This window comes from Saccharopolyspora sp. MMCC62 (assembly GCF_057736575.1).
Map to the genome: position 1 here is coordinate 340479 of NZ_JBYKCM010000003.1, position 15397 is coordinate 355875.

Genomic DNA, 15397 nt, shown 5'->3' on the forward strand with positions numbered 1-15397 from the left:
GCGCCCTCCGGGACCGCGCCCGGCTGGAACCCGGACCGGCAGGTGCTCATCACCGGCGGCACCGGCGGGCTCGGTGCCGCCGTGGCCCGGCACCTGGTGCGCGACCGCGGCGCGCGCAGGTTGCTGCTGGTCAGCAGGCGAGGTGGGGAGGCCGACGGCGTGGTGCCGCTGGTCGCCGAGCTCACCGCGATGGACGCCGACGTGCAGGTCGCCGCCTGCGACGTCGCCGACCGCGAGCAGGTGGCGCGGCTGCTGGACCGGCACGACGTGGGCGCCGTGGTGCACGCCGCGGGCGTCGTCGACGACGGCGTGGTGGATGCGCTCGACGCGGAGCGGCTGGCGGCGGTGCTGCGGCCGAAGGTGGACGCGGCCTGGCACCTGCACGAGCTCACCGGTGACCTGGACGCGTTCGTGCTGTTCTCCTCGCTGGCGGGCACCTTCGGCTCGCCCGCGCAGGGCAACTACGCGGCGGCGAACGCGTTCCTCGACGCGCTCGCCCGGCACCGGCGCACCGCGGGGCTGCCCGCGACCTCATTGGCCTGGGGACCGTGGGCGGCGGACGGCATGACCGGCGCGCTCACCGACGCCGACCGGGAGCGGATGGCCCGCTCCGGGATGCCGCCGCTGGCGGTGGAGCAGGGGCTCGCCCTGTTCGACCTGGCGGTCGGCGCGGGCGAACCGGTGGTGCTCCCCGCCCGGCTGGACCTGCCCGCGCTGCGCGCCCGCGGCGACGTGCCGAGCGTGCTGCGCGGCCTGATCCGCACCCGCACCCGGCGGGCCGGTGCCGGGACCGGGGTGGCCCGCGCGCTCGGCGACCGGCTCGCCGCGCTGCCGGAGGCCGAGCGCGCCACCGCGCTGCTCGACCTGGTGCGCGGCCAGGTCGCCACCGTGCTCGGGCATTCCGGGCCGACCGCGGTGGAGCCGCGGCGCGCCTTCCAGGAACTCGGCTTCGACTCGCTGACCGCGGTCGAGCTGCGCAACGGCATCAACGCGGCCACCGGGCTGCGGCTGCCCGCGACCGCCGTGTTCGACCACCCGAACGCCGAAGCGCTGGCCGGGTTCGTCGCCGAAGAGCTGTTCGGCGCCACCGCCGCCGCCACCCCCGACGAGGTGCTGCCGCCCGTCGTCGACGACCCCGTGGTGATCGTCGGCATGGCCTGCCGCTACCCGGGCGGGGTGTCCTCGCCGGAGGACCTGTGGCGGCTGGTGTCCGACGGCGTCGACGCGACCGGCGACTTCCCGGCCGACCGCGGCTGGAACCTGGACGAGCTGTACCACCCGGACCCCGACCACCCCGGCACCTCCTACACCCGCCGCGGCGGATTCCTGCACCGCGCGGCCGAATTCGACCCGGGCTTCTTCGGGATGAGCCCGCGGGAGGCGCTGTCCACCGACTCGCAGCAGCGGCTGCTGCTGGAGGTGTCCTGGGAAGCCGTGGAACGCGCCGGCATCGACCCGATCTCGTTGCGCGGCAGCCGGACCGGCGTGTTCGCCGGGGTGATGTACAACGACTACGGATCGCTGCTGGCGGGCACCGAGTTCGAGGGTTACCAGGGCAGCGGCAGCGCGGGCAGCGTCGCCTCCGGCCGGGTGTCCTACACGTTCGGTTTCGAGGGGCCGGCCGTCACCGTCGACACCGCGTGCTCGTCCTCGCTGGTCGGGATGCACCTGGCGGCGCAGGCGCTGCGCGCGGGGGAGTGCTCGCTGGCGCTGGCCGGGGGCGTGACGGTGATGTCCACGCCGAGCACGTTCGTCGAGTTCTCCCGGCAGCGCGGCCTGTCCCCGGACGGGCGCTGCCGCTCGTTCTCCGCCGAGGCCGACGGCGTCGGCTGGTCGGAGGGCGTGGGCGTGCTGGTGCTGGAGCGGTTGTCCGACGCGCGCAGGCACGGGCACCGGGTGCTGGCGGTGCTGCGGGGCAGTGCGGTGAACCAGGACGGGGCGTCGAACGGGCTGACCGCGCCGAACGGGCCGTCGCAGCAGCGGGTGATCCGGCAGGCCCTCGCCAGCGCCGGACTGTCCACTTCGGACGTCGATGCGGTGGAGGCGCACGGCACCGGCACGTCGCTCGGTGATCCGATCGAAGCCCAGGCGTTGCTGGCGACCTACGGGCAGGACCGGGACGTCCCGCTGTGGCTCGGCTCGATCAAGTCGAATCTCGGGCACGCCCAGGCCGCCGCCGGTGTCGCGGGCGTCATCAAGATGGTGCAGGCGATCCGGCACGGCGCCCTGCCCGCCACCCTGCACGCCGACGCGCCCTCCACCCACGTGGACTGGGAGGACGGTGCGGTGGAGCTGCTCACCGAGCGGCGCCGCTGGCCCGAGCACGACCGGCCGCGCCGCGCCGGGGTGTCCTCGTTCGGCATCAGCGGCACCAACGCGCACGTCATCCTCGAACAGGCCGAACCCGAACCGGTGCCCGCCGACCGGCCGCGGCGGGCGATCGGGGCGGTGCCGTGGGTGCTGTCGGCCCGCGGCGAACCGGCGTTGCGCGCGCAGGCCGCCCGGCTCGCCGAGCACCTGGACGTCATCCCGGGGGCCGACCCCGCCGACGTGGGTTACTCGCTGGCCACCGCGCGCACCGGGTTCGAGCACCGCGCCGTGGTGTTCGCCGACGAACCCGCCGGAACCCTGGAGGCGCTGCGCGCCGTCGCCGAAGGCAGGCCCGAGGCCGTGCACGGCCAGGTGGCCGACGGCGGGCTCGCGTTCCTGTTCGCCGGGCAGGGGTCGCAGCGGCTCGGCATGGGCCGCGAGCTGCACGCCCGCTTCCCGGCCTTCGCCGCGGCGCTCGACGCGGCCTGCGCCGAGCTCGACCCGCACCTGCCGCGCCCGCTGCGCGAGGTGATGTGGGGCGAGGACGCGGAATCGTTGCACCGCACCGAATTCGCCCAGCCCGCGCTGTTCGCGGTGGAGACCGCGCTGTTCCGCCTCGTCGAGTCCTGGGGCGTGCACCCGGACCACCTCGCCGGGCACTCCATCGGCGAGATCACCGCCGCGCACGCCGCGGGCGTGCTGTCGCTGGCCGACGCGGCGAAGCTCGTCGCCGCGCGCGGCCGGTTGATGCAGTCGCTGCCCGCGGGCGGCGTGATGAGCGCGCTGCGCGCCGCCGAAGCCGAGGTCGCCGAGCTCGTGGACGGCCGCGAGGACATCGGGATCGCCGCCGTCAACGGCCCCGACTCGGTCGTGGTCTCCGGCACCGACGCCGCGGTCGCCGAGGTGGAGCAGCGGTTCCCCGGGGCGACGCGGCTGCGCGTCTCGCACGCCTTCCACTCGCCGCTGATGCACCCGGTGCTCGCCGAATTCCGCGCCGTGGCGGAAGAACTCACCTACCACCCGGCGGCGATCCCCGTCGTGTCCGCCGTGACCGGGCGGCGGGACGAGGTGCGCGACCCCGAGCACTGGGTGCGGCACGTTCGCGAGGCGGTGCGCTTCGCCGACGCCGTGCGGGAACTGGTGACGCTGGGCGCGACGACGCTGCTGGACATCGGGCCGGACGGATCGCTGGCCGCGCTCGCGCAGCACTCGCTGGACGCGACGGCCGTCGCGGTCCCGCTGGTCCGCAAGGACCGGGCCGAGACGGATGCGGTGCGCACGGCGTTGGCCGGGCTGCACGTCCGCGGCGTCGAGCTGGACTGGGCGGCGCTGCTGCCCGGGGCGCGGCAGGTGGAGCTGCCGACCTACGCGTTCCAGCACCGCCGGTTCTGGCCGGAACCGGCCGCCGGCGGCGGGAACGTGCGCGCCGCCGGGCTCAGCTCGGCGGGGCACCCGCTGCTGGGCGCGGCGGTGGAGCGCGCCGACGAGGACGGGTTCCTGTTCACCAGCAGGTTGTCCACCGGCAGCCACCCGTGGCTGGCCGAGCACGTGGTGCGCGGTGCGGTGCTGGTGCCGGGCACCGCGTTCGCCGAGCTGGCGCTGCGCGCCGGGGACGAGGCTGGCTGCGACCGGGTGGACGAGCTGACGCTGCTCGCGCCGCTGGTGCTGCCGGAGCGGGCCGCGGTGCGGGTGCAGGTGTGGGTCGGCGCCGAGGAGGACGGGCGGCGCGGCGTCGAGGTGTACTCGCGCCCGGACGACGACGCGGACCGCGCCTGGACGCGGCACGCCACCGGCGTGCTCACCGGCGGGGGCGCGCGCGTCGAGCTCCCGACCGGCGCGGGCGCGGGCACGGCGATCGAGCTGGCCGGGTTCCACGAGGGCCTCGCCGAGGCCGGTTTCGACTACGGGCCGGTGTTCCGCGGCCTGCGCGCCGCCTGGCGCGACGAGGACGCGGTGGTCGCCGAGGTGGAGCTGCCGGAGGAGACCGGCGTCGCCGGGTTCGGCCTGCACCCGGCGCTGCTGGACGCGGCCGTGCAGGCGGCGGCGCTGCTCGGCGGGTTGCCTGCCGGGGCGCTGCCGTTCGCCTGGCGCGGCATGTCGCTGCACGCCACGGGCGCGCGAGCGCTGCGAGTGCGGATCACCCGCACCGGCGCGGACGAGGTGTCGATCGCCGCCGTCGACCCGGCCGGGGAGCCGGTCGTCTCGGTGGAGTCGCTGGTGCTGCGCGCGGGCGCGCCGCAGCGCACGGCCGAGCAGGACGGGCTGTACCGGTTGCGGTGGACCGGGACCGAGCCCGGCACCGCCGAGCACCCGGTGGTGGTGCTGGGGTCCGCGGACTTCGCCGCCGAGTTGCGCGCCGCCGACGTCGATGCGCGCCACGTGGCGGACCTCGCCGACATGACCGAGTTCCCGGACGTACCGGCGGAATCCGCGCTGGTGCTCGTCCCGATCACCGGTGGCGCGGACGTCCCGCGATCGGTCCGCGAGCTCGTCACCCGGGTGCTGGACCTGCTCCGGGAGCCCGCGCTGCGCGAGGCCCGGCTGGTGTTCGTCACGCGCGGCGCGGTGGCCCGCGACGACGCCGAGGACGTGCGCGATCTCGCCGCCGCCGCGATCTGGGGCCTGATCCGCGCGGCGCAGGCGGAGAACCCGGGTGCGATCGGGCTGCTCGACCTCGACGACGACCCGGCCTCGCTGCCGTCGGCGGCCGAGTGGTCGGCCGAACCGCGCGTGGTGCGCGCCGGAGTCCCGCACGTCGGGCGGCTCGCCACCGGCACGGCCGGGCCGGGCGCGTCCTGGGCGTCCTGCGGCCGGGTGCTCATCACCGGCGGAACCGGTGGTCTCGGCGCCGCGGTCGCGCGGCACCTGGTGGCCGAGCACGGGGTGCGGGAGCTGCTGCTGGTCAGCCGCACCGGCCGCGCCGACGAACTCGTCGCCGAACTATCCGAAGTGGACGTACTGGTGGAGTCCTGCGACGTCGCCGACCGGGACGCGCTAGCCGCGCTGCTCGACCGCCATCCGGTGGGCGCGGTGGTGCACGCGGCCGGGGTGCTCGACGACGGGGTGCTCGACTCGCTCACCCCGGAGCGGTTCGACGCGGTGCTGCGACCGAAGGTCGACGCCGCCTGGAACCTGCACGAACTGGCCGGGGACGTCGCCGAGTTCGTGCTGTTCTCCTCGCTGGCCGGCACGTTCGGTTCGGCCGGGCAGGCGAACTACGCGACCGCGAACGCGTTCCTCGACGCGCTGGCCGCGCACCGCCGCGCGGCCGGGCTGCCCGGGGTGTCCCTGGCCTGGGGGCCGTGGGTGGAGTCCGGTGGCATGACCGGGACCCTCGCCGAGGCGGACCGGCGGCGCCTGGAGCGCTCCGGCATCCCGCCGCTGACGCACGAGCGGGGCCTCGCCCTGTTCGACGCGGCGGTCGGCGGGGACGAGGCCGTCGCGGTCCCGGTGCGGTTCGACTTCGCCGCGCTGCGCGGGCGGGAGGAGCTGCCCAGCCTGCTGCGCGGCCTGGTGCGGGCGCCCGCGCGTCGCGCGGTGGCCGCCGCGACCGCCACCCAGGTGCAGCGGTTCGCCGGGCTCGGCGCCGAGGAACGGCACCGGCAGGTGCTGGAGCTGGTACGCGGCCAGGTCGCCGCGGTGCTCGGCCATGCCACCACCGACGAGGTGGACCCGCACCTGGCGTTCCAGGACCTCGGGTTCGATTCGCTGACCGCGGTGGAGCTGCGCAACCGGCTCGCCGCCGACACCGGGCTGCGGCTGCCCGCGACGCTGGTGTTCGACCACCCGACGGCGGCCGCGCTGGCCACCAGGCTGCTCGCCGAACTCGTCGGGGAGGAGGAGACCGCGCCGGCCGAGGTGCCGGTGCGGGCGGTCGACGGCGATCCGATCGTCATCGTCGGCATGGCCTGCCGCTACCCGGGCGGGGTGTCCTCACCGGAGGACCTGTGGCGGCTGGTGTCCGAGGGGACCGACGCGATCAGCTCCTTCCCGGAGAACCGCGGCTGGGACCTGGACGCCCTCTACGACCCGGATCCGGACGCCGCGGGCACGTCCTCCACGCGGCACGGCGGATTCCTGCACGACGCCGCCGAGTTCGACCCGGGCTTCTTCGGGATGAGCCCGCGCGAGGCGCTCACCACCGACCCGCAGCAGCGGCTGCTGCTGGAGACCTCCTGGGAGGCGCTGGAACGCACCGGCGTCGACCCGATCTCGTTGCGCGGCAGCGACACCGGCGTGTTCGCCGGGGTGATGTACAACGACTACAGCGCCACCTTGGCCGGTTCGGAGCACGAGGGCTACCAGGGGCACGGCAGCGCGGGCAGCGTCGCCTCCGGCCGGGTCGCCTACACCTTCGGGTTGGAGGGACCTGCGGTCACGGTCGACACGGCGTGCTCCTCCTCGCTGGTGGCGATGCACTGGGCCGCGCAGGCCCTGCGCTCGGGGGAGTGCTCGCTGGCACTCGCGGGCGGCGTGACGGTGATGTCGACGCCCGCGGCGTTCGTCGAGTTCTCCCGGCAGCGCGGGCTGTCCGCGGACGGCCGGTGCAAGGCGTTCTCGGCTGCGGCCGACGGGGTCGGCTGGGCCGAGGGCGTCGGGATGCTGGTGCTGGAGCGGAAGTCGGATGCCGAGCGGCACGGGCACGAGGTGCTGGCGGTGCTGCGGGGCAGCGCGGTGAACCAGGACGGCGCGTCGAACGGGTTGACGGCGCCGAACGGGCCGTCGCAGCAGCGGGTGATCCGGCAGGCGCTCGCCGCCGCTGATCTGTCCACTTCGGACATCGATGCGGTGGAGGCGCACGGCACCGGAACCCGGCTGGGCGATCCGATCGAGGCGCAGGCGTTGCTGGCGACCTACGGGCAGGACCGGGACGTCCCGCTGTGGCTCGGCTCGATCAAGTCGAACCTCGGACACACCCAGGCCGCCGCCGGTGTCGCAGGCGTCATCAAGATGGTGCAGGCCATGCGGCACGGCACCCTCCCGCGCACCCTGCACGCGGGCAGCCCGTCGTCCGAAGTGGACTGGACGGCCGGAGCCGTGCGGCTGCTCGCCGAACCCGCCGACTGGCCGGATACCGGGCGGCCGCGCCGTGCCGCGATCTCCTCGTTCGGCATCAGCGGCACCAACGTGCACACCATCCTCGAACAGCCCGCTCCCCGGCCGCTGCCGGAGCGGGAGGTGCCGGCCGGTCCGGTGCCGCTGGTGCTGTCCGCGAAGACCCCGGCGGCGCTGCGCGCCCACGCCGAGCGCCTCGCCGACCACCTCGCCGACCCCGCTGCCGACTGCGCTGTCGAACCGGCCGACCTGGCGTTCTCGCTGGCCACCGGCCGATCCCGGTTCGACCGGGCGGCCGCGGTGGTCGCCGCGGACGGACCGGCGGCGGTGCGCTCGCTGCGCGCCCTGGCCGCCGGGACACCGGACGGCGCCACCGTCGAAGGGCTGGCCGGTCGTGGCGGTCCGGCCGGTCGCGGCGGGCTGGCCGTGCTGTTCACCGGCCAAGGCGCCCAGCGGCTCGGGATGGGCCGCGAACTGCACGCGCGGTTCCCGGCGTTCGCGGCCGCCCTCGACGAGGCCTGCGCCGCGCTCGACCCGCACCTGGAGCGCCCGCTGCGGGACGTCATGTGGGGCGAGGACGTGGAAGCGCTGCAGCGCACCGAATTCGCGCAGCCCGCGCTGTTCGCCGTCGAGGTGGCCCTGTTCCGGTTGCTGGAGTCCTGGGGCGTGCGGCCGGACCACCTCGCCGGGCATTCCATCGGCGAGATCACCGCGGCGCACGTCGCGGGCGTCCTCGACCTGCCCGACGCGGCCACCCTCGTCGCCGCGCGCGGCGGCCTGATGCAGGCGCTGCCCGCCGGTGGCGCGATGACCGCCGTGCAGGCCACCGAGGACGAGGTGCTGCCGCTGCTCGCGGACCGCGAACTCGGCGTCGCCGCCGTCAACGGACCGGACTCGGTGGTGCTCTCCGGTGCCGCCGACGCCGTCGAGGACGTCGCCGCGCACTTCCGGGAGCTCGGTCGCCGCACCACCGCACTGCGGGTGTCGCACGCCTTCCACTCACCGCTGATGAACCCGGTGCTCGACGAATTCCGCGCGGTGGCGGCCGGGCTGACCTACCGCGACCCCGAGATCCCGATCACCTCCACCAGCGGCGAGCCCGGCGACTTCGACGCCGAGCACTGGGTGCGGCACCTGCGCGCCCCGGTCCGGTTCGCCGACGCCGTCCGCGACCTCGCCGACCGGGGGGCCACCGCGTTCCTCGAACTCGGGCCGGACGGCGCGCTCACCGCGCTCGCCCGCGACACCGCCCCGGAGTACGCGGTGCTGATCCCCGCGCTGCGCGCCGGGCACCCCGAGGAACCGGCGGTGCTCACCGCGCTCGCCCGGCTGCGGATGCACGGCACCGAACCGGACTGGCGGGCGGTGCTGCCCGGGGCGCGGCGCGTCGACCTGCCCACCTACCCGTTCCAGCACCAGGAGTTCTGGCCGGACACCCCGCCCGCCGCGGCCGGGAACGTCACCGCGGCCGGGCTGCGCGACGCCGGGCACCCGCTGCTCGGGGCCGCCGTGGAACTCGCCGACGCGGGCACCGCGCTGTTCACCGGCACGCTGTCCCGCCGCACCCACCCGTGGTTGGCCGAGCACGTCGTCGGCGGCACCGCGCTGGTGCCCGGCACCGCCCTGCTGGAGCTGGCGCTGCGCGCGGGAGAGGAGACCGGCTGCGACCGCGTCGAGGAGCTCACCCTCACCGCACCGCTGGTGCTGCCCGCGCGCGGCGGGGTGCAGGTGCAGGTCGCGGCCGCCGCTCCGGACGCGGACGGCCACCGCGCGCTCACCGTGCACGCCCGCGAGGACGACGGGCAGGACTGGCGGCTGCACGCCACCGGATCGCTCGCCCCGGCCGCCGGCGAACCGGCCGAGCTCGGCACCTGGCCACCGCCCGGCGCGGAACCGGTCGATGTCGACAACTGCTACCAGCGGTTCGCCGACCTCGGGTTCGACTACGGGCCGGTGTTCCAAGGCCTCCAGGCCGCCTGGCGCGACGCGGACGCGGTGTTCGCCGAGGTGGCCCTGCCCGCCGAGGTGGACGTCGCGGGCTACGGCCTGCACCCGGCGCTGCTGGACGCGGCGCTGCACGCCGCGATCCTCGCGAGCTCCGGCGACGGCGAGCTGCCCTTCGAGTGGCGCGGCGTCACCGCGCACGCCACCGGCGCCCGCGCGCTGCGGGTGCGGCTGACCCGCGACGGGGACGCGTTGAGCATCGCGCTCACCGACCCGGCCGGGACGCCCGTCGCGACCGTCGACGCGCTGCGCACCCGGGCGGCCGCGCCGGTGCGGCACGGCATCGGGCGGGACTCGCTGTTCCGCCGCGACTGGGCCGAACCCGCCGCGACCGGCGCGCCCGCCGAGGTCCCGGCGCTGGCCGGACCGGACCCGTTCGGGCTGACCGAGCTGTTCCGCGAAGCCGGGCGGCTCGCCGAGATCCACGACCACCCGGGCGACGCGACCGGGACGGTGCTGTGCTCGCTGGACGGCGGCGACGAGCCGGCGGCCGCACACGCTCTCACCCGGCAGGTCCTCGACCTGGTGCGAGAGCACCTCGCCGCCGACCGCGGCGGCACGCTGGTGTTCGTCACCCGTGAAGCCGAGGACCTCGCGGCCGCCGCCGCGGCCGGACTGGTGCGCACCGCCGCCACCGAACACCCCGGCCGGTTCGCGCTGCTCGACCTCGGCACCGGGCCGGTCACCGCGGACGCGGTGCTGCGCGCCCTCGCCGTCGACGAACCGCACGTGTCCCTAGTGGACGGTGCGCCGCGGGTGCCGCGGCTGGTGCGGGCCGAGCCCGTCGAACCCGCCGAGCTCGCCGAACCCGCCGACCAGGACCCGACCGGCACCGTGCTCATCACCGGCGGCACCGGCGGCCTCGGCCGCGCGCTGGCCCGGCACCTCGCCGGACGGGGAGCGCGGCACCTGCTGCTGGCAGGCAGGCGCGGACCCGACGCCGACGGCGCCGCGGAACTGGTCGCCGAACTCGCCGGGCTCGGTGCGCACGCCGAACTCGCCGCCTGCGACTTCGCCGACGGCGAGGCCGTGGCCGCGCTGCTCGCGGACATCCCCGCGGACCGGCCGCTGCGCGCGGTGCTGCACGCGGCCGGAGTGCTCGACGACGGGACGCTCGACTCGCTCACCCCGGAACGGGTGGACGCGGTGCTGCGGCCGAAGGTCGACGCCGCCTGGAACCTGCACGACCTGGCCGGTGACGTCGCCGAATTCGTGCTGTTCTCCTCCATCGCCGGGATGTTCGGCGCCGCCGGGCAGGGCGGCTACGCCGCCGCCAACTCCTACCTCGACGCGCTGGCCCGGCACCGCCGGGCGGCCGGGCTGCCCGCCGTGTCGATGGCGTGGGGCCCGTGGGACAGCGGCATGGCCGGAGCGCTCGACGAGCGGGACACCGCACGCCTCGAACGCGCCGGAACCCCACCGCTGAGCGAAGAACTCGGCCTGGCGCTGTTCGACGCCGCGCTCGCCGCGGACGATCCGGTGCCCGCACCGGTGCGGCTCGACCTGGCCGCCCTGCGCACCCAGGACGAACCGGCGCCGCTGCTGCGCGGACTGCTGCGCACCCCCGCGAAGCGGGCCGCGAGCACCGGCGAGGACCTGGCCACGACGCTCGCTGCGCAAACCGGGCCGCAGCGCCGCGACACCCTGCTGGAACTGGTGCGCACCCACGCCGCCCAGGTCCTCGGGCACGCCGACGCCACCGGTGTCGAACCGCACGACGAGTTCAAGGGACTCGGCTTCGACTCGCTCACCGCCGTCGAATACCGCAACCGGATGAGCGCGGCGACCGGGCTCCGGCTACCCGCCACCCTGCTGTTCGACCATCCGACCCCGGCCGAGCTCGTCGAGCACCTGCTCGGCGAACTCGCCCCGGAACGCGGTGGGGCGGCGGCGCTGCTGGCCGAACTGGACCGGCTGCACCGGGCCTTCGACGGGCTCGAAGTGGACGAGGAGCTGCACGAGCAGGTCACCGGTCGCCTCGACGTGCTGCGCAGCAAGTGGGGAGCGCTGCGCGGCGGGGAACCCGCCGAAGAGTTCAGCTTCGACGAGGCCAGCGACGAGGACATGTTCCACATGCTCGACGACGAACTGTCCTGAAAACGGTCTCCGCGCTCGTTCTGCTCGGTGGGGTGGGTGGCGGAACCTCAGCTGTTCCCTCGCTGCGGGATCGATTTCACCGGTGGCTCCGCCACAGGAGAAATCGCTGTCCTCGCGAGGAAACAGCTGAGAACCCGCGGGTGGTCCTGCTGCGTGCGTGGTCGCTGCTCAGCGGCTTCGCCGCTGACAGGATGGTGGGGAGATCCGGTTCGTAGGTGTCGTTCGCGGTTGCTTTGTTGCGGGAGATCTTGCGGGCGGCGATGTTCGTACTGCGGGGTCGTCGTTCTGGGACGCTGGGAGTCGCCGGGTGTGCCGGCGGCCGGGGTCGCCGGTGGGATGGAATCGGGAGTTCGCCCGGTCTGAGCCTGCGGACTGGGGGTGGCGCATCCGCAAAGAGCGCAACCAGGGCTCAAGCGGGGACGTTTTCGCCCGCCGTCAGGGGATCGGCGGTGCCTTACGGTGATACGGCGCGGTGGCATCCGTTGCCGTGCGGGGAACCGTGCGGCGGCCGAGCTGGATCGGCGGTGGTCGAGCCGGACCGGCGGTCGAGCCGGACCGGGCGGCGATCAGGCCGGACGGGCGGCGGGCCGGATCAGAGCGGGCGGCGGAAGCCGCGGATCGCGAGGGCGGCGCTGGCCAAGGTGACCAGGACGCTGATCAGCAGCGACGGCACCACCAGCTGCCCGCCGTCGGCCAGGTCGAGCGCCACCGCGCGGGAGGCGTCCACCGCGTAGGTGAGCGGGTTCAACCGCGCCACGACCTCCAGCCAGTCCGGCAGCTGCTCGATCGGCACGAACGCGCTGGAGATGAACATCAGCGGCACCATCACCAGCACGCTGATGTTCTGCATCGGCTCGGTGCGCCGCATGCAGGCGCCCATCGCGAGGAAAGCCCAGCTCAACGCACTGCCCACGGCCAGCGTCAGCAGCGCGGACAGCACCATGCCGACGAACCCGCCGCGCGGCGCGTAGCCGAGCAGCCCGACGGCCAGCGCCAGGATCATCACCAGCTGCACCGCGGTGCGCACGAAGTCGGAGGTGCTGCGCGCCAGCAGCAGCGAACTCGGCATGATCGGCAGCGATCGCAGCCGCGACACGATCCCGTTGCGCAGGTCCTCCACCAGCCCGACGCCGGTCTGCGAGGACGTCTGCACCACGTGGTTCACCAGCACCGCGGGCATCAGGAAGTCGAGGTATTCGGTGCCCGGCGGCAACCCGCCCGCCAGCGGCAGGTTCCCGAAGATCTGGGTGAACACGAACAGCGTCATCACCGGCTGGATCAGCCCGACCAGCACCAGTCCGGGATCGGTGAGGAAGGCGCGCAGCGAACGGCCGGTCAGCACCACCACCTGGGTGACCGCGGAACTGCCGTTCCAGCGGGGCGGTGCGCAGCCGGTGATCGTGGTGGTCATGCTCGCTCCACTGCGGTCGAGGGGGGCGCGTCGCGCGCGTGGCGGGCGAGCGCCAGGTACACGTCGTCCAGCGTCGGCTCGCCGAAGGCCAGCTCGGCCGCGTCGATCCCGGCTTCGTCGAGCACCCGGATCACCGCGGCCGTCTCCCGGGATTCCTCGATCGGCGTCACGATCGCGGCGCCGTCCTGCGCGGCCGACGGGGCGAAACCGGCGCGGCGCAGCGCCGCGCAGCCGATCTCCGCGTCGGAGCCGGTGCCGAGCACGACGGTGACGGTGCGCTTGCCGACCTGCGCCTTGAGCTCCGCGGCCGAGCCGGCGGCGACGACCGTTCCGGCGGACAGCACGGTGATCGTGTCGGCGAGCCGGTCCGCCTCGTCGAGGTACTGGGTGGTCAGCAGCACCGTGGTGCCCTCCGCGACGAGGCGTTCCACGATGTCCCACATCGCCATCCGGCTCGACGGGTCCAGCCCGGTCGTCGGCTCGTCCAGGAAGATCACTTCGGGGTTGCCGACGAGGCAGGCCGCCAGGTCCAGTCGCCGCCGCATCCCGCCGGAGTAGGTGCCCGCCCGGCGGCTCGCGGCGGCGGTGAGGTCGAACGCCTCCAGCAGCTCCGCGGCGCGCTTGCGGGCGCGGCTCCCGTCGGCGCCGAGCAGCCGGGCCAGCATGACGAGGTTGTCGCGGCCGCTCATCTGCTCGTCGACCGAGGCGAACTGGCCGGTGAGCCCGATGCGCTTGCGCACCTCCCGCGGCTGTTCGGCGACGTCGAACCCGGCGACCCTGGCCACCCCGGACGTCGCGGGCAGCATCGCGGTCAGCACGTTCACCAGCGTCGTCTTGCCCGCGCCGTTGTGCCCGAGCAGGCCGAGGACCGAGCCGCGCGGCACGCTCAACGTCACCGAATCCAGCGCGGGCACCGCGCCGAAGGACTTGCCGACGTCGATCGCCTCGATCATCGGAGTCCCGGCGCCGACGGCACCGCGGGCGGGCCGCTCACCGGGGGCCGTTGGCAGCACGGTCATGCGTGGCTCCCCCGCAACTGGTTCGTCGTGTGCCCCGGGGACGGTGCTCGCGTCTCCCCAGGATCCGCGAGCCGAGCATGCGGTACCGGTCGGTGGCGGGCCAACGGCTAGCACCGAAACACTCGTGCGACGACTAGAACAGCACGCGCCTCCGACGTCGGGAGCGCCGAATTCCGCTCCACATCTAGGGATTCGCCCACCGCCGCGCGGCGTAGCTTGGCGGCGCACGTCGAGCGGAACGAGGAGACGCGCATGCGAGTGCTGTTCGCGGTGTCCGCCTGGCCGGGCCACTACTTCCCGCTGGTCCCGCTGGGCTGGGCGCTGCGCGCCGCGGGCCACGACGTGCGGGTGCTGTGCGCGGAGTCCGATGTGGACCCGGTGACGCGGGCGGGACTGACGCCGGTGCCGGTGCTGCGCGGGCTGGACCTGCTGCTCGGCGCGCGGATGATCAACCTGATCGGCGCGTACCAGGGGAACTGGCCGTACCCGGTGCCGCCGCTGCACCCGGAGACGGGCGAGCCGCTGGACCTGGCGAGCTTCGATTTCGCCGCGTGGCAACAGGAACTGCGTCCGGTGCTGCTGGAGCACGCCACCCGCAGCACCGACGCGGCCGTCTCCTACGCCCGCGACTGGCGGCCCGACCTGGTGGTGCACGACCTGATGAGCCTGGAAGGCCCGCTGGTCGCGAAGGTCACCGGGGTGCCCGACGTCCTGCAGCTGTGGGGCCCGGTCGGCACCGGCGACGACTACAGCCCCGTCGGTGGTGGTGCACCGCAACCCGCGGTGCCGGTGGACACCAGCGGTGCCTTCGCCCGCTACGGGGTGGGCGAGATGGGTTTCCACCACGTCGACCACGTGCTGGACCCGTGCCCCGAGCAGCTCCGGCCGGGCGGCGGCGAACCGCGCATCCCCGCCCGCTACATCCCGTACAACGGGCCGGGCGCGGCACCGCTGGACCTGCCGCCGCGCACCGGGCGACCCCGGGTGTGCGTGGTGTGGGGCCGCTCGGCGACCCGCACGTTCGGCGCGACGGTGAACAAGATGCCGCAGGTCGTGGCGGCCGCGACCGGGCTGGGCTGCGAAGTGCTGCTGCTCGCCTCACCCGCCGACGCGCGCGAGTGCGGGCCGCTGCCGGACTCCGCGCACGTGCGCACCGACCTGCCGCTGAGCCTGGTGCTGCCGGAGTGCGACGCGGTGGTGCACTACGGCGGCGGGGGAGTGACGATGACCTCGGTGCTGGCCGGTGTGCCGCAGCTGGCGCTGCCGTGCGGGTTCGACCAGACGCTGATGGCGCGGCGGCTCACCGGTTCCGGAGCCGGGCTGGACATCCCGAACTGGGAGGCCGACGCCGATGGGATCACCGGTGCGCTGCACCGGCTGCTCACCGAACCGGCGTTCACCGAGTCCGCTGCCGAGGTGGCCGCTTCCGCTGCCGAACTGCCTACCCCGGCTGATGCGGTTCCTGCGTTGCTGGGGCTCGTTGCGCGGGGATGAGCTTGCG

The 15397-nt window shown here is 75.2% G+C and carries 4 protein-coding genes (1 of these 4 running past the window's edge); 2 read left to right on the forward strand and 2 right to left on the reverse strand.

Translation table 11 applies throughout. From position 1 onward, the window contains the following. Positions 1–11466, forward strand: the 3' portion of a protein-coding gene (locus tag AC29IT_RS08860) for an SDR family NAD(P)-dependent oxidoreductase (RefSeq protein WP_488218378.1). 9129 nt of this gene lie to the left of the window's left edge; 11466 of the gene's 20595 nt are visible here — the last part of the coding sequence; its start codon lies beyond the left edge, outside the window; the stop codon is at positions 11464–11466. A 592-nt stretch (positions 11467–12058) separates the two neighbouring features. Here the strand turns inward: AC29IT_RS08860 and AC29IT_RS08865 are convergent. Continuing rightward, positions 12059–12877 (reverse strand): ABC transporter permease, encoded by an 819-nt coding sequence (locus AC29IT_RS08865; protein ID WP_358440030.1) that lies wholly within the window; start codon positions 12875–12877, stop codon positions 12059–12061. Next, positions 12874–13896 carry an ATP-binding cassette domain-containing protein gene (locus AC29IT_RS08870; RefSeq protein ID WP_358440032.1) on the reverse strand — a complete coding sequence of 341 codons (1023 nt, stop codon included), beginning with the start codon at positions 13894–13896 and terminating at the stop codon, positions 12874–12876. The genes AC29IT_RS08865 and AC29IT_RS08870 overlap by 4 nt, the downstream gene beginning before the upstream one ends. 252 nt (positions 13897–14148) lie before the next feature. On the opposite strand from AC29IT_RS08870, the gene AC29IT_RS08875 reads away from it, so the two are divergent. Then, positions 14149–15390 carry a nucleotide disphospho-sugar-binding domain-containing protein gene (locus AC29IT_RS08875; protein WP_358440034.1) on the forward strand — a complete coding sequence of 414 codons (1242 nt, stop codon included), beginning with the start codon at positions 14149–14151 and terminating at the stop codon, positions 15388–15390. Positions 15391–15397 lie beyond the last annotated feature (7 nt).